Below are 14,329 nucleotides of genomic sequence, written 5' to 3'. Positions count from 1 at the left end.
AATCCGGGACGGGGCGGGCGCTGGCCATGACGGTTCGATACCTCCTTCGCGCCGCCGAAGAAACCGGCACGGCGTGCCGGGCGCCGCTGCGATCCCGCCCATTGCGGCCATCGAATGCGGACCCTAAAGCTTTTCCCAAACAGGGAGCTTGGGATGAGCGAGGGCAGCAACGTCAAATTCTCGGAAGCCGAGGCGCTGGAATTCCATTCCCAGGGCCGGCCCGGCAAGATCGAGATCGTCGCCTGCAAGCCGATGGCGACGCAGCGCGATTTGAGCCTGGCCTACTCGCCCGGCGTCGCCGTCCCGGTGCGGGCGATCGCCGAGGATCCGGGCAAGGCCTATGACTATACCGCCAAGGGCAATCTCGTCGCCGTCATCTCGAACGGCACCGCGATCCTCGGCCTCGGCAATCTCGGCGCGCTGGCGTCCAAGCCGGTCATGGAGGGCAAGGCCGTCCTCTTCAAGCGCTTCGCCGACGTCGATTCGATCGACATCGAGCTCGACACCGAAGACCCCGACAAGTTCATCGAGGCGGTGGCGCTGATGGAGCCGAGCTTCGGCGGCATCAACCTGGAGGACATCAAGGCGCCGGAATGTTTCATCATCGAGCAGACGCTCCGGGAACGCATGAACATCCCGGTCATGCACGACGATCAGCACGGCACCGCGATCATCAGCGCGGCCGGCCTGATCAACGCCTGCCACCTGACCGGGCGCAAGCTCAAGGACGTGAAGGTGGTGGTGAACGGCGCCGGCGCGGCGGCGATCGCCTGCACCGAGCTGATCAAGGCGATGGGCGTCGCCCATAACAATGTCATCATGTGCGACCGCAAGGGCGTGATCTACCAGGGCCGGACCGAGGGCATGGACCAGTGGAAGTCCGCCCATGCCGCCCCGACCGAGGCGCGCACGCTGGAAGAGGCGCTGAAGGGCGCGGACGTGTTTCTGGGTCTCTCCGCCGCCGGCGCGCTGAAACCCGACATGGTCAAGGACATGGCGAAGAAGCCGATCATTTTTGCCATGGCCAATCCCGATCCGGAAATCACCCCGCCCGAGGCGAAGGCGGTGCGGCCCGACGCGATCGTCGCCACCGGGCGGTCCGATTATCCGAACCAGGTCAACAACGTGCTGGGCTTCCCGTTCATCTTCCGGGGGGCGCTCGACGTGCGGGCGACCGCGATCAACGACGAGATGAAGATCGCCGCCGCCCGGGCGCTGGCCGAGCTGGCGCGCGAAGCGGTGCCGGAGGAAGTGGCGGCGGCCTATGGCGGCCGGGCGCACAGCTTCGGCCCGGATTACATCATTCCCGCGCCGTTCGATCCGAGGCTGATGGAGGTCGTGCCCGCCGCGGTGGCGCAGGCGGCGATCGACAGCGGCGTCGCCCGCCTGCCGATCGCGGATATGGCCGAATATCGCACCCGGCTGCGCGCCCGGCTCAACCCCACCACCTCGGTGCTGACGCTGGCTTATGAGGCCGCCCGCGCCAATCCGCGCCGCGTGCTGTTCGCGGAAGGGGAGGAGGATGTGGTGCTGCGCGCGGCGGTGGCCTTCCGCGACGGCGGCTACGGCATCCCGATGCTGGTCGGCCGCGACGATGTGCACGATCGCCTGCGCGCGCTCGGCGTCGAGGACCCGGAGAGCTTCACCGTCTTCAACAGCCGCAATTATCCGCGCGTGAAAGAATTGGCCGACCGGCTCTATCAGCGCCTCCAGCGGCGCGGCTATCTGCCGCGCGAGGTGGAGCGCGTGGTCAATCAGGACCGCAACATCTTCGCCTCGCTGCTGCTCGATGCGGGCGAGGCGGATGTGATGATCACCGGCGTGACGCGCACCTATGCCCAGAATCTGCGCCAGATTCGCCGGGTGCTCGATCCGCAGCCGGGCGTCACGCCCTTCGGCATCCATGTCATGGTCGGCCAGTCCCACACCGTGTTCATCGCCGACACCACGGTGACGGAGCGCCCCGGCCCCGAGCAGCTCGCCGAGATCGCGATCCGCACCGCCGAGGTCGCGCGTGGCATGGGCCACGAGCCGCGCGTCGCCTTCCTGTCCTATTCCACCTTCGGCAATCCGGAGGGCAGCTTCCTCGATCGCATCCGCGACGCGGTGAAGCTGATGGACGCGCGCGACGATATCGACTTCGAATATGAAGGCGAGATGCCGCCGGATGTCGCGCTCAATCCGGCGATGCACAAAATCTACCCGTTCAGCCGCCTCACCGGGCCGGCCAACGTGCTGGTCATGCCGGGCCTGCAGACCGCCAACATCTCGGCCAAGCTGGTCAAGGAGCTGGGCGGCGATTCGGTGATCGGCCCGATGCTGGTCGGCATGCAGCGCCAGGTACAGATCGCCCCGATGACCGCCACCGCGTCCGATCTCGTCACCCTCGCCGTCCTCGCGGCGGGGCGGATCGTGCGCTAGGGCGGCGCCATTCGTTCAAGCTCCGGCGCCGTGGGGTGCCGGAGACGAGACGGCCGACGGCTTATTGCGGATTGTCGGCGGTCTGGCCGCGCTGGCCGCCCTGGCCGACGGCGCCGATATTGCCGAACAGCTCTTCGAACAGGCTGTTGCGCCGGCCGAGCGTCGGCGTCGTTTCGCTGTCCGGGCGGATATTGGCGACCAGCTCGAGGCCGGTGCGCTGGACACTCTCGACATTGCCGGATTCGTCGAAGCGGACGTGCAGCACGGTCTGCGCGGTAGGCCTGGGCATGCGGAAGGCGAGCGCCGCCGTCGAGCGCGACACATAATACCAGTCGCGCTCCTGGCGGTCGAACTGGCCGACGAAGGTCGGGCGGCCGAGCGTGCCGGCGACCGATTCGCGATTGTCCACGCCGGGCTGGATCGCGGCGACCAGTGGCTCGTCGACCACATATCCCTGCTGTTCGCGCAATGGCGAGCAGCCGGACGTCAGCACGGCGGCGCCGAGCGTGGCGGCCAGAAAGGCGCGGGAAGCGGGCCGGAAGGTCATTGCGGGCGAAACTCCTGATCGTCCGGGCGCCGGCCCGTGGGGCGGCGGCGGACTTGACTAGCCTCTCCAATATGAACATCGGCTAACCGGCGCAAGCCGCGCGATATTCGGGTCACCGCCTTGTCCTTTCTGAAACGCATCTTCGGCGCCAGAAGCGAGCGCGCCGCGCTGCTGCCGCTCTACACCGCGATCGTCGCGGCCGGGCGCGATCCCGCCTGGTACCGGGACGGCCAGGTACCCGACACGCTGGACGGCCGTTTCGACATGATCGCGGCGCTGACCGCCCTGGTCCTGTTGCGCCTGGAAGCTGCCGGCGAGGAAGGCCGCCGCCCCTCCGCGCTGCTCACGGAGACCTTCATCGACGACATGGACGCGACTCTGCGCCAGATCGGCGTCGGCGATTATGTGGTCGGCAAGCATGTCGGGCGGATGATGAGCGCGCTGGGCGGCCGGCTGGGCGCTCTGCGCTCGGCCCGCGAGAATGGCGCCCTGGCCGAGGCGGTGCGGCGCAACGTCTTTCACGACGCGCCGCCGTCCGACGCGGCGGTGGCCTGGGTCGCGGCGCGGCTCGAAGCCTTCGATGCCGCATTGGCGGGGGCGGACGTGGACGCGCTCGTCGCCGGACGGCTGCCCAAGCCATGAACGCGCCCGAATTCAGCCGGCCGGTGGCGCTCGACACCCTCGGCGAGGCGCCGCGTGCCATGACCGTGACGGCTGACGACGCCGAGCGCGCGGCATTGGCCCGGCGCTTCGGCTTGGCCGCGATCGATCGGTTGACCGCCGAAGCGTCCTTGCGGCGTTTAGGCCCGGCCGTGACCGCGACGGGGCGAATCGCGGCGGCGGTGATGCAAAGCTGCGTCGCCAGCGGCGTGCCGGTGCCGCAGGAAATCGGCGAGCCGTTCGAGATCGTCTTCCGGCCCCAGCCGGGCGATGCGCGGCCCGACGAGGAGATCGAGCTGGACGAAGGCGAGCTCGACACGATCTTCTACGAGGGCGGCGCAGTCGATCTTGGCGAAGCGGTGGCGCAGACGCTCGCTTTGACGCTCGATCCCTATCCCCGCGCGCAGGAAGCGGGGGCCGCCCTGAAGGCAGCCGGGGTGAAGGGCGAGGAGGAGAGCGGCCCGTTCGGCGCGCTGGCGAGCCTCAGGGACAAGCTCAAGCCCTAGAAGGGGACGTCGTCGTCCAGATCGCTGTCGAAAGCCGGCTGCGGGCGCGATTGCTGCTGCGGCTGGCGTTGGGCCCCGCCGAAATCGCCGCCGCGATCGCCATAATCGTCGCCGCCGCCCCCGCCGCCCCGGCTGTCGAGGAGGACGAGCTCGCCCCGGAAACGCTGGAGGACGATCTCCGTCGAATAGCGGTCCTGGCCGGACTGGTCCTGCCACTTGCGGGTCTGGATCTGGCCTTCCAGATAAACCTTGGAGCCTTTCTTCAGATAGGATTTGGCGACACGGCCGAGATTCTCGTTGAAGATCACGACGCGGTGCCATTCGGTCCGCTCCTGGCGGTTGCCGGTGGCTTTGTCGGTCCAGCTTTCCGACGTGGCGACGCGCAGATTCACCACCTCGCCGCCATTGTTCAGGCTGCGCGCTTCCGGGTCGTCGCCCAGATTGCCGACCAGAATGACCTTGTTCACGCCCGCCATCTCGAAAATCTCCTGAATGTCATGCGCCCGGCATAGGACAAGCCGCCCGGCGCGGCAACGGACTCAGGTGGCGGAAACGCTCCGCCGCGCCCGGACGAAACCGATGGCGAGCAAGGCGATCGTGACGAGCTGCGCGGCCAGTGTCTCCAGCGTCGGCGACAGGCCGATCAGGTCGATGCGCGGCACGCCCGGCAACAGCGTGACGCCGACCAACCCGGCCTCCTGCAGCGCGCCCATCCCCTTGCCGGCGAGAACCACGCCGAGCACCGCGATCAGGATCGCGCTGAACGCGAAGAATGTCGCGATCGGCAGCTTCCTGCCCAGCCGCAGCATCGCCCAGGCGATCAGCGCCAGCACAAAGATCGCCGCCGCCACGCCGCCGATCAGCGCCCCGCCCTGCCCCTGCGCGCCCAAAGTGATGAAGAACAGAATCGTCTCGAACGCCTCGCGATAGACGACGAGGAAGGCGAGGCCGAACAGGAAGATCGCCGAGCCCCGGCCGAGCGCATTGTCCAGCCTGTCGCGGACATAGGCCTGCCAGGCGCCGGCCTGCGCCTTGGAATGCATCCAGATGCCCACGCTCACCAGGATCGCCGCGGCGAGCAGGGCGCCGAACCCTTCGGTCAGCTCGCGGCCCGCGCCGCTGATCGTGATGAAGCGGCTCGCCGCCCACCAGGTCGCGATTCCGGCGGCGAGCGCGGCGACCCAGCCGGCATGGACGAAGGGCAGTCGGTCGCGCCGTTCCGCGCGGATCAGGAAGGTGATCATCGCCACCACGACCAGCAGCGCCTCCAGCCCCTCGCGCAGCAGGATCGTGAAGGCGCCGAGGAAGGTGGCGGCGGCGCTCGCATTTTCCGGCGCGATCGCGGCCTCGGCCTCGCCGAACAGGGCCTGGAGAGCATCGGCGCGCGCCTCGACGTCCGCCGCCGCCGCATTGCCGCTGATCGCCGCGCGCAATGCCCCCATTTCGCGTTCGATCCGCGCGACCAGTCCCGAATCGCGCGCGGCCAGCAGCGCTTCCAGCGGCTCGAAGCCGTCCAGATAGGCGGCCAAAGCCAGCTCCCGCGCCCGGACGGGGTCGCCGCTGCGATAGACCTCGACACTCTGCCTGAGCAGGATGCGTGCCTGCTCAAGCTGACCGGCTCCGCTTGCCGGTGCCGTCACCGCCGCCGGGTTGGCGCGCAGATAGGCCATGATTGCGGCGGCGCGTTCCTCCCCGATTTCGGCGGCGAGGGCGGCGGGGGTTAGGCGGACCAGCGTTTCCAGGTCGGGAATGCGGGCGCGCAATGCGGCATCGCCGTCCCACAGGCCACGCCCCGCCGCGACCAGCGATTCCGGATAAGCATAGCATCCGCTGTGAAAGGCCAGCGCCCAGCGTTCCTCGGGGGACAGATGGGCGAAGCTCGTCATCGCCGTGCCTTCCAGGCCCTGCCCGATCACCTGATAGAGCGCGAACAGACTGCGCTCGCGCGCCCGGGCCCGGTCGGTGAAATCGATCGGCGGCGGATCGAGCGTCGCGGCCATCGGCACGGCGGCATCGCCGTTCGGACCGTGGCAGGAGGCGCAATCGCGGGCGAACAGGGTCGCGCCGAGCGTCAGGTCCGGCGCGGCAGTGGGCGCCAGCGGCACCGGGAAGGCGGCGATCAGCCGGTCGCCAAGACCTCGCGCCAGAGCGGCGATCTCCGCCGGCGGGCGCCGTCCTTCGATCGCCGCGCGCAGCCGTCCGCTCTCCGCGATCAGCGCATCGCGCGCGGCATGAGCGGGCAGTTCGCGCAGCCGCGCCGCGACCGTGGCGGAGAATTCGCGCATCTCCTCATATTCGCCCGGATTGACGATCCGGCCGTCCTCGACCGCTTCGGGATAATCGACCGCGATATAGTCGAGCAGCCGCCAGGTGGTCTGGACGGCGGCGGCAGCGGCATTGGCCGGCGCCACCATGGCGACCAGCAGGCAGAAACCGACGAATCTGAGCAAGATATGCGCCACGCGAGTCCGTCCGCATCAAGGAATGATGCGATGGCCTAGAACTCTTGCGAACGATTATCAATAAGCCGTTTTACACCGCCGGATAGCGCAGCCGGCCGAGGAAGCGGCTAAGCGACGGGCGCCGGTCGGCGCCGCCGGTCCAGCGCGCCTTGGCCTTTTCGAAGCGCATGACGCCGTCGATGCGCCGGTCGAGAAAGGCACGGGTGTCGGCCAGATCGCCGCTCTCGTCTTCGAGGAAGACGAGGCTGGTCGATCCGTAGACGCCGATCAGGATGGCCCGCTTGGAATAATGATTGAAGTCGGTCGAAGTGTCGCCGGCCAGGCGCCAGATGCGGTCCGCGCTGCGCCAGGCCAGGCGTGCCGAGGAGGGGACATTGCCGGGCAGGGCCAGCACCGCGAGCGCCCGGCGCAGCGCCTCGCGATGAGGCTGGATCGTCGCCAGCCGGAACAGGACCAGCTCGCGGATGCGCTCGCGGATCTTCAGCGCGGCGATCCGCTCGGGCGGAAAAGCGTCGAGCATCGCGCGGTCGATCGCATCGAACCAGGCGTCGATCATTTGCGCCTGGCCGCCCGGAAGGGCCAGGCGGGCGCGCTCGGCGGGGACGCCCAGTTCCTCGGCGGCCATGGCGAGCGCGCTGTCGGACCAGCCGTCGAACGCGGCATGGCGCGCCAGCGCGGGCGCCAGCGCGGCGGCGAGCTCGTCCAGGTTCATGTCGGCCGGAGCGATCATGGCCATGTTCAATGGGCTTCGCCCGGCGGCGTTGCAACCCCGCGAATCGGCAGCCGGATGAGCACGAGCGCCGCGCAGATCAGCAGCGCGCCCGCCAGGTCGATCAGGCCGAGTCGTTCACCATAGGCCGCCCAGCCGATCGCGGCGGCCGCCACCGGCTGGGTAAGCAGGCCGAGGCCGACGACGAGCGGCGAGAGATGCCCCATCGCATAGACCAGCAGTCCCTGGCCGATGAGTTGGCTGCCGATCGAGAGCAGGATAAGCGGGGTCCAGTCGGTCGGCATCACCTGCTCGCCGAGGATGAGCGCGGCGGCGAGCAAAGGCAGCGCGCCGGCGGCGGTGGCGATGGCGAGCACCGGCCAGGGCGCCGTGGCCCGCCGGGCGCGATCGATCGCGATCAGATAGAGGCCGTAGAAGAAAGCGGCGAGCAAGGCGAGCAGGTCGCCGGTGAAATGATCGGGCGAGAGTTCGTAGCTGCGGCCAAGCAGCAGGAAGGTGCCGGCGGCGGCGAGCGCCAGCGCGGCGGCCTGTAGCGGGCGCGGCAAGGCGCGCAGCACGAGGAAGCCGTAAAGCGCGAACAGGAAGCTCGACATGTTGCCGAACAGGGTCGCGTTGGCGAGCCGGGTGCGCAAAATGCCCTCGTGCCAGGCGGAAAGGTCGGCCGCGAAGAACAGGCCGCCCAGCACCACCGCGCCGATCACCGTCCAGCCGGGAAAAACCCGGCCGCGGCTCTGGCGGAGGGCGAGCAAAACCAGAATGGGCAGCACGAGGACGAGCCGCCAGAAGGCAGACGCATTGGGCCCGACATCGGCCAGCCGAACCATCCAGGGCCCCGCCGCGAGGAACAGGCAGGCGACGATCAAGGCTGGAAAAGCGAAGCGGGCGGGGTTGTGCATTTCGAATCGCAACCCTTATATCCGGCACGCCTGGCAAGAAGGAGAGACCCCGCCATGCCCTCGCTCTTCGATCCGATCAAGCTGGGCGATCTCGATCTTCCCAATCGCGTGCTGATGGCACCGCTGACCCGCGGACGCGCGACGCGGGAGCATGTTCCGACGCCGTTGATGGCGACCTATTATGCCCAGCGCGCCGGGGCCGGCCTGATCATCTCGGAAGCCACGGGGATCAGCCGGCAGGGGCTGGGCTGGCCCTATGCACCGGGCCTTTGGAGCAAGGAGCAGGTCGAGGCGTGGAAGCCGGTGACCGAGGCGGTGCATGATGCCGGCGGCCGCATCATCGCGCAGCTCTGGCATATGGGCCGGGTCGTGCATCCGAGCTACCTCGGCGGCGCGGCACCGGTCTCCGCCTCGGCGACCACCGCGCCCTACAAGGCGCACACCTATGACGGCCGCCAGCCTTATGTCGAGGCGCGGGCGCTGCGGCGCGACGAGATACCGGGCCTGATCGAGGATTATGTCCACGCGGCCGGCAACGCCGTTGCGGCGGGCTTCGACGGCGTCCAGGTCCATGCCGCGAACGGCTATCTGATCGACCAGTTTCTGCGCGACGGCAGCAATCTGCGGGACGACGATTATGCCGGGCCGGTCGAAAACCGGATCCGCCTCCTGAGGGAGGTGGCGCAGGCGCTCGCCGACACGGTCGGCGCGGGGCGCACGGCGGTGCGGCTCTCGCCCAATGGGGATTCGCAGGGCGTCAATGACAGCGATCCGGTGCCCTTGTTCAGCGCCGCCGCGGCCGCACTGGGCGAGATCGGCATCGCCTTTCTGGAGCTGCGCGAGCCGGGCTTCGAAGGCACGTTCGGCAAGGCCGAGCTGCCGCCGGTCCATCCGCATATCCGTAAGGCTTTTGCCGGGCCGCTGGTGCTGAATTCAGATTACCGGCTGATGGACGCGCAGGTCGCTCTCGATGCCGGCGCGGCAGACGCGATCGCCTTCGGCCGCACCTTTCTCGCCAATCCCGATCTCGTCGCACGGCTCCGTGCGGATGCGCCGCTCAATCCCGACAATATGGCGACCTGGTACAGCCAGGGGCCGGAAGGTTATACCGACTATCCCGCGCTGGCGGCGGAGTAGCGCGCGGCGCGCCATTGGTCGGCGCTCTGGCCCCAGGCATCGACCGGCATGGCCTCGAACGGCCGCGGCAGCCGGGTCGGCCCGCGATTGACCGAGCCGAGCCGCTCAGCGAGTCGGATCGACGGCAGATTTTCCGGATCGATGACATGGATGATGTCGGTCCAGCCCAGTATATTGACGACATAATCCATCGATGCCGCCGCCGCCTCATGGGCATAGCCGCGCCCGGCATATTCGCGGGCCACGCCCCAGCCGATCTCGGTGCCCGGCCAGCTTTCCGGCTGCCACGGTCCAACCCGGCCGATCCAGCGGCCGGTATCGCGCTCGATCAACGAAAACATCGAAAAGCCGCGCACGGTCCAGGCGCCGGCCATCACGCACAGGCTGCGCCACGCTTCCTCGCGCGATTGCACGCCGCCCAGGAAGCGCATCGTCTCCGGGTCGGCCTGGAACGCGCACCAGGGATCGAAATCCTCGCCGCTGAGCGGACGCAGGATCAGCCGTTCGGTCTGGAGGACTGGCCCGGTCACCGCGCGAAGCGGTCCTTCAGCGCCAGCATGGCCAGCGCCGCCCTGGCCGCCTCGCCGCCCTTGTCCTTCTCGTCCCGGCGAGCGCGGGCGAGCGCCTGGGCCTCGTTCTCCACCGTCAATATGCCGTTGCCGATGGCGAGGCCGTCCAGCGTCAGCGCCATAAGCGCGCGCGCGCTTTCGCCGGCGACGATCTCGAAATGGTATGTCTCGCCCCGGATCACCACGCCGAGCGCAACGAACGCGTCATAAGCGCCGCTTTCCGCCGCCAGCGCGATCGCGCCGGGCACTTCCAGCGCGCCGGGCACGGTGATCACGTCCACCTCATGCTCCTTCAGCGCGGCGCGCGCTCCTTCGAGCAGCAGGTCGTTCAGATGGGCGTAGAAGCGCGCCTCGACGATCAGGATGCGGGCCATCACGCGTCTCCCGGAATCGGCCGCTCGCCGACGATGGCGAGGCCGTAGCCGTCTAGCGCGACCGGCGTGTGGTGACTGTTGGTCAAGAGGATCATGTCGTGGACGCCGAGCGCGGCGAGGATCTGCGCGCCGACGCCGTAATCGCGCAATTGATCGCCGTCGCTGCCGCTCTCCTCGCCGGCGCGGACCTTGAGTGCACGCGCCAGCGCGCCCGGCACCATCGGCCGGTTGATCGCGACGATAACGCCGGCGCCTTCCTCCGCGATCGCCTTCATCGCCCCCTCCAGCAGATTGCCGCGCCCGCCGGCTTCGCCGAAGGCGTCGGCGAACAGGCTGAGCGCGTGCATCCGGACCAGGGTCGGCTTGGCGGGATCGACATGGCCCTTCACCAGGGCGATCTGCTCGGTGCCCGAGGCCTTGTTGAGGAAGGTCTTGGCGGTCCAGGCGCCGCCCCAGCGGCTTTCGAACCGCGCCTCGGCGGTCTGCTCGACCAGCCGGTCCTTCTTCAACCGATAGGCGATCAGATCGCGGATCGTGCCGATCTTGAGGCCGTGGGTGGCGGCGAACTCGGCCAGGTCGTCCATCCGCGCCATCGCGCCGTCCTCGCGCATGATCTCGCAGATCACGCCGGAAGGATTGAGGCCGGCGAGGCGCGAGACATCCACCGCCGCCTCGGTATGGCCGGCGCGCACCAGCACGCCGCCGTCGCGCGCGACCAGCGGGAAGACATGGCCGGGCGTGACGATCTCCTCCGGCCCCTTGGCCGCATTGATCGCCACCGCGATGGTGCGCGCCCGGTCGGCGGCGGAAATGCCGGTCGTCACACCGTCCTTCGCCTCGATCGATACGGTGAAGGCGGTTTCGTGCCGCGTGCCGTTGTGGCGGCTCATCAGGGGCAGGCCGAGCTGATCGACGCGCTCGCGGGTCAGCGACAGGCAGATGAGGCCGCGGCCGTGTCGTGCCATGAAGTTGATCGCGTCGGGAGTCGCCATCTGGGCGGGGATGACCAGATCGCCCTCATTCTCCCGGTCCTCGTCGTCGACCAGGATGAACATCCGGCCGTTGCGCGCCTCGTCGATGATCTGTTCCGCCGAGGCCATGACGTCGCGGCTGCCGCCGGCGAGGAACTTCTCCAGCTTGACCAAGGTGTCGGCGGTCGGATTCCAGTCCGCCTCGCCCAGCTTGCGCAGACTATTGGGATGGAGCCCGGCGGCGCGGGCCAGGCCGGCGCGGCTCATCTCGCCCCCGGCGACGAGATTAGACAGACGATCGATCAGAAGCGTGCTCATGCGGCGCCGATATCACACCGTAATGTGATAATCCATTGCGAAAATCACATTCTGCTGTTGCGAACGTCCAGCATGCGGCCGAGATAGCGGGCGAGGATGTCGATCTCGAGGTTCACCTGGTCGCCCCTGGCGAACATCGCGGTGTTCTCGGCGGTGTGGGGGATGATGTTGACGCCGAAGCTTGTGCCGCCGGTGCCGTCCGTGACCTCGTTCACGGTCAGCGAAATGCCGTTGATCGCGATCGATCCCTTTTCGGAAACATAGGATGCGAGCTTGCCCGGCACGGCGATCGTGTAGCGGGTCGATCCCTTGTCTGGCGCGCTGTCGATAACGGTGCCGAGCCCGTCGACATGGCCGGTGACGATATGGCCGCCCAATTCGTCGCCGACCTTCAGCGCGCGTTCCAGGTTCAGCCGCGTGCCTTCTGCCCACATGCCGGGTGCGGTGCGCGCGCGAGTCTCGCCGGACACGTCGACGGCGAACCAGCCCCCATTCGCATCACCGCCCTTGTCCACCACGGTCAGGCAGACGCCCGAGCAGGCGATCGACGCGCCGAGATCGACGCCGGCCATGTCGTAGCCGCTGGCGATCCGCAGGCGCAGGTCGCCGCGCTCCTCGACGGCTTCGATCCGGCCGATATCGGTGATGATTCCGGTGAACATGTCAGACCTCGTCCCTCGTCCGCTCGTAGACTTCGAGCCGGTCGATGCCAAGCGGGCGGGAATCGGTGAAGCGCCAGCGGCCGTGCGCGTCGGCCAGCGCGTCGAGCCCGATATAGCCGACCGAGGATTTGCCGGCGCCGATCAGGATCGGCGCGCGATAGACGAGCAGGCGATCGACCAGGTCGGCGGCAAGGAAGGCGGAGGCGGTGGCCGATCCGCCCTCGACGAGCAGCTCGTTGACGTCGCCGAGCCCGGCTATCTCCTCGGGTGCGCCGAGCCGCGTCCAGCCGTCCGGCGCCGCCCCGTGCGTCAGCAGCGCCTTGCGCGGCGAGCGGCCCTCCAGCCCCGGCAGCCGTACGTCGAGCCGGGGCGCGTCCGCCTCATAGGTGCCGCGCCCGACCAGGATCATGTCGGCCCGCGCGCGCTCGCGATGGACGTCGGCGCGGGCGTCCTCGCCGGTGATCCACTTGCTCTCGCCCGACGGCAAGGCGATCCGCCCGTCGATCGACAGGGCCAGCTTCAGCGTCACCAGCGGGCGGCCCCGCCGCACCCGGCTTACATAGCCGGCCATGCTCGCCGCCGCCGCGTCGGCGCCCTCGCCGACATCGACCCTGATACCCGCGCCGCGCAGCCGGGCGATGCCGCGGCCGGCGGTGCGGGGATCGGGATCCTCCAAGGCGACGACCACCCGCGCCGGCTTGGCCTCGGCGATCAGGTCCGCGCAGGCCGGCCCGCGCGCGCTCTCATGGGCGCAGGGCTCCAGCGAGACATGGATCGTGGCGCCTTGGGCATGGCCGGCCTCGGCCAGCGCGACCGCCTCGGCATGAGGTCGCCCGCCGTCCTGCGTCCAGCCGCGTCCGATCGCCGCGCCGTCGCGGACGATCAGGCAGCCGACATGCGGATTGGGCGCGGTCGCGCCATGGCCGCGCTCGCCGAGCGCGATCGCTTCCGCCATCGCCTCCGCGTCGGTCAAATGCCGTACCGACGCAGGCGGTCGTCCAGGGACTTGAACTGTCGCTGGCGCTCGCGCTCCAGCTCCTCTCGCTGCTTCAGGTCCGCCTCCTGCTTGGCGATGATCTCTTCGTCGCTGCGGTTCGCGGACCAGCTGTCGACATAGATGAGCTGCTCGGGCGGAAGGATGTTGGTCTGCGCGTCGTAATAGAAGGCGACGAGGATTCCGGCCGGGATCAGCAGCGCCATCGTGCCGGCGAACCATTGATGGCGCGGCCGCTGGCGCCAGAATTCGCGCATGTCCTTCCACAAGGCGCGCGGAGAAGCGGGGCGGGGCAACGGCATCGCGTCTAGATAGTCGCGCGATGCCGTTGCCGCCAGCCCGTAAGCTCAGGCGTCCTCGATCCGGAAGTGCAGCGTGAGCACTTTGACGCTTTCGACGGGACGGCCATCGACAGTGGCGGGACGGAAGCGCCAATGGTTGCGCGCCTGGCGCTCGGCCGCCGCCCAGAAGGCGTCGCTCGTCGCCGACAGGCGCTCCACCGCACGCACTCGGCCGTCGGCGCCGATTGTCACGCGCAGCCGCACCACGCCGTCGCGCTGCGCCCTCAGCTCTGGCGCGGGATAAGGCGGGCGGAAGGCGGCGGCGAAGCGCGGGTCCATCTCGGCTTCGCGCCGCACCGGCAAAGGCGGCGGCGGATCGGCCTGGCGCACAGTCGCGATGTCGTGCCCGGTTCCGGAGAATGACGGCGGCGGATCGCCGCTCTGGGTAATCGGACCCCGCTCGACAGGCGGCGGCGGAATGACCGGAATGATTTGCGCGATCGCCTGCTGGGTGGGCTGCGGATCGGTTCGCGTCTCGGGCGGATTGGGATCCGGCTCCACTTCCGGCGGCACGATATAGGTCGTCGTCGATGGATAAACCGGGCGGACGAAATCCGGCCCCTTGATCAGCATGACCGCGCCGATCGCCATGGCGTGAAGGGTGACGATGAGCGCGAAACCGCCGGGGCTCGCGCGCTGCGGCTGATATTGGCTGTACGACATGATCCTCTCCTCATCCCGTCACCGGCGTCACCTCCAGGTCGGCGACAAGAGGATGTTACATCATATCGTTACAATATA

Annotated in this window: 16 protein-coding genes; 4 read left to right on the top strand and 12 right to left on the bottom strand. The window is 68.9% G+C overall.

Annotation, left to right across the window (positions count from 1 at the left end):
* Positions 1-153 precede the first annotated feature (153 nt).
* Positions 154-2,421, top strand: a complete 2,268-nt coding sequence (locus tag KF780_02930; protein MBX3560746.1) for an NADP-dependent malic enzyme — start codon at positions 154-156, stop codon at positions 2,419-2,421.
* A 61-nt stretch (positions 2,422-2,482) separates the two neighbouring features.
* Here the strand turns inward: KF780_02930 and KF780_02925 are convergent, their stop codons facing one another.
* Positions 2,483-2,968 carry an outer membrane protein assembly factor BamE gene (locus KF780_02925; protein ID MBX3560745.1) on the bottom strand — a complete coding sequence of 162 codons (486 nt, stop codon included), beginning with the start codon at positions 2,966-2,968 and terminating at the stop codon, positions 2,483-2,485.
* A gap of 120 nt (positions 2,969-3,088) precedes the next feature.
* Between KF780_02925 and KF780_02920 the strand changes: the two genes are divergently transcribed.
* Together KF780_02920 and KF780_02915 are read left to right on the top strand one after the other, a co-directional pair.
* On the top strand, positions 3,089-3,610 hold the full coding sequence (locus KF780_02920; GenBank protein MBX3560744.1) for a ubiquinol-cytochrome C chaperone: 522 nt from the start codon (positions 3,089-3,091) through the stop codon (positions 3,608-3,610).
* Complete coding sequence (locus KF780_02915; GenBank protein MBX3560743.1) at positions 3,607-4,134, top strand: DUF177 domain-containing protein; 528 nt, start codon at positions 3,607-3,609, stop codon at positions 4,132-4,134. The genes KF780_02920 and KF780_02915 overlap by 4 nt, the downstream gene beginning before the upstream one ends.
* Here KF780_02915 and ssb read toward each other — a convergent pair.
* The 4 genes from ssb to KF780_02895 form a co-directional block, all read right to left on the bottom strand.
* Positions 4,131-4,610: a single-stranded DNA-binding protein gene (gene ssb, locus KF780_02910; GenBank protein MBX3560742.1), complete on the bottom strand. Its 480-nt coding sequence runs from the start codon at positions 4,608-4,610 to the stop codon at positions 4,131-4,133. The two genes, KF780_02915 and ssb, sit on opposite strands and share 4 nt — an antisense overlap.
* Before the next feature lie 63 nt (positions 4,611-4,673).
* The gene (locus KF780_02905; protein ID MBX3560741.1) at positions 4,674-6,548 is read right to left on the bottom strand and encodes a cytochrome c/FTR1 family iron permease; all 1,875 of its coding nucleotides are present in this window, start codon (positions 6,546-6,548) and stop codon (positions 4,674-4,676) included.
* A gap of 118 nt (positions 6,549-6,666) precedes the next feature.
* A complete protein-coding gene (locus KF780_02900; GenBank protein MBX3560740.1) occupies positions 6,667-7,308 on the bottom strand; it encodes a COQ9 family protein in 642 nt (213 codons plus the stop codon).
* A 26-nt stretch (positions 7,309-7,334) separates the two neighbouring features.
* Positions 7,335-8,222: a DMT family transporter gene (locus KF780_02895; GenBank protein MBX3560739.1), complete on the bottom strand. Its 888-nt coding sequence runs from the start codon at positions 8,220-8,222 to the stop codon at positions 7,335-7,337.
* 54 nt (positions 8,223-8,276) lie between these two features.
* On the opposite strand from KF780_02895, the gene KF780_02890 reads away from it, so the two are divergent.
* The gene (locus KF780_02890; protein MBX3560738.1) at positions 8,277-9,359 is read left to right on the top strand and encodes an alkene reductase; all 1,083 of its coding nucleotides are present in this window, start codon (positions 8,277-8,279) and stop codon (positions 9,357-9,359) included.
* Here the strand turns inward: KF780_02890 and KF780_02885 are convergent.
* The 7 genes from KF780_02885 to KF780_02855 are packed head-to-tail and all read right to left on the bottom strand — an operon-like array spanning position 9,335 to position 14,251.
* Complete coding sequence (locus KF780_02885; GenBank protein MBX3560737.1) at positions 9,335-9,889, bottom strand: GNAT family N-acetyltransferase; 555 nt, start codon at positions 9,887-9,889, stop codon at positions 9,335-9,337. The genes KF780_02890 and KF780_02885 overlap by 25 nt on opposite strands.
* Positions 9,886-10,302 (bottom strand): 6,7-dimethyl-8-ribityllumazine synthase, encoded by a 417-nt coding sequence (locus KF780_02880; protein ID MBX3560736.1) that lies wholly within the window; start codon positions 10,300-10,302, stop codon positions 9,886-9,888. The genes KF780_02885 and KF780_02880 overlap by 4 nt, the downstream gene beginning before the upstream one ends.
* A complete protein-coding gene (gene ribB / locus KF780_02875; GenBank protein MBX3560735.1) occupies positions 10,302-11,591 on the bottom strand; it encodes a 3,4-dihydroxy-2-butanone-4-phosphate synthase in 1,290 nt (429 codons plus the stop codon). Before ribB ends, KF780_02880 begins: the two co-directional genes overlap by 1 nt.
* 44 nt (positions 11,592-11,635) lie before the next feature.
* Positions 11,636-12,253, bottom strand: coding sequence for a riboflavin synthase (locus KF780_02870; protein MBX3560734.1), 618 nt, complete (start codon positions 12,251-12,253; stop codon positions 11,636-11,638).
* Between the two features lies 1 nt (position 12,254).
* On the bottom strand, positions 12,255-13,208 hold the full coding sequence (ribD, locus tag KF780_02865; protein MBX3560733.1) for a bifunctional diaminohydroxyphosphoribosylaminopyrimidine deaminase/5-amino-6-(5-phosphoribosylamino)uracil reductase RibD: 954 nt from the start codon (positions 13,206-13,208) through the stop codon (positions 12,255-12,257).
* 14 nt (positions 13,209-13,222) lie between these two features.
* On the bottom strand, positions 13,223-13,549 hold the full coding sequence (locus KF780_02860) for a hypothetical protein (GenBank protein ID MBX3560732.1): 327 nt from the start codon (positions 13,547-13,549) through the stop codon (positions 13,223-13,225).
* 45 nt (positions 13,550-13,594) lie between these two features.
* The gene (locus KF780_02855; GenBank protein MBX3560731.1) at positions 13,595-14,251 is read right to left on the bottom strand and encodes a TonB family protein; all 657 of its coding nucleotides are present in this window, start codon (positions 14,249-14,251) and stop codon (positions 13,595-13,597) included.
* Positions 14,252-14,329: the final 78 nt, after the last annotated feature.

Origin of the sequence: Sphingomonas sp., assembly GCA_019635535.1 — a bacterium.
Lineage (GTDB): Bacteria > Pseudomonadota > Alphaproteobacteria > Sphingomonadales > Sphingomonadaceae > Allosphingosinicella.
The sequence above is the reverse complement of the archived record's forward strand: the minus strand, read 5'-3'. Positions and strand labels throughout refer to the sequence as shown.

Excerpts from the sequence above, each read along its gene's own strand:
- KF780_02930 (MBX3560746.1), top strand. The coding sequence starts at position 154 with ATGAGCGAGGGCAGCAACGTCAAATTCTCGGAAGCCGAGGCGCTGGAA.
- KF780_02925 (MBX3560745.1), bottom strand. The coding sequence starts at position 2,968 with ATGACCTTCCGGCCCGCTTCCCGCGCCTTTCTGGCCGCCACGCTCGGC.
- KF780_02915 (MBX3560743.1), top strand. The coding sequence starts at position 3,607 with ATGAACGCGCCCGAATTCAGCCGGCCGGTGGCGCTCGACACCCTCGGC.
- ssb (MBX3560742.1), bottom strand. The coding sequence starts at position 4,610 with ATGGCGGGCGTGAACAAGGTCATTCTGGTCGGCAATCTGGGCGACGAC.
- KF780_02905 (MBX3560741.1), bottom strand. The coding sequence starts at position 6,548 with ATGGTGGCGCCGGCCAATGCCGCTGCCGCCGCCGTCCAGACCACCTGG.
- KF780_02900 (MBX3560740.1), bottom strand. The coding sequence starts at position 7,308 with ATGAACCTGGACGAGCTCGCCGCCGCGCTGGCGCCCGCGCTGGCGCGC.
- KF780_02895 (MBX3560739.1), bottom strand. The coding sequence starts at position 8,222 with ATGCACAACCCCGCCCGCTTCGCTTTTCCAGCCTTGATCGTCGCCTGC.
- KF780_02890 (MBX3560738.1), top strand. The coding sequence starts at position 8,277 with ATGCCCTCGCTCTTCGATCCGATCAAGCTGGGCGATCTCGATCTTCCC.
- KF780_02880 (MBX3560736.1), bottom strand. The coding sequence starts at position 10,302 with ATGGCCCGCATCCTGATCGTCGAGGCGCGCTTCTACGCCCATCTGAAC.
- ribB (MBX3560735.1), bottom strand. The coding sequence starts at position 11,591 with ATGAGCACGCTTCTGATCGATCGTCTGTCTAATCTCGTCGCCGGGGGC.
- KF780_02870 (MBX3560734.1), bottom strand. The coding sequence starts at position 12,253 with ATGTTCACCGGAATCATCACCGATATCGGCCGGATCGAAGCCGTCGAG.
- ribD (MBX3560733.1), bottom strand. The coding sequence starts at position 13,208 with ATGGCGGAAGCGATCGCGCTCGGCGAGCGCGGCCATGGCGCGACCGCG.
- KF780_02860 (MBX3560732.1), bottom strand. The coding sequence starts at position 13,549 with ATGCCGTTGCCCCGCCCCGCTTCTCCGCGCGCCTTGTGGAAGGACATG.
- KF780_02855 (MBX3560731.1), bottom strand. The coding sequence starts at position 14,251 with ATGTCGTACAGCCAATATCAGCCGCAGCGCGCGAGCCCCGGCGGTTTC.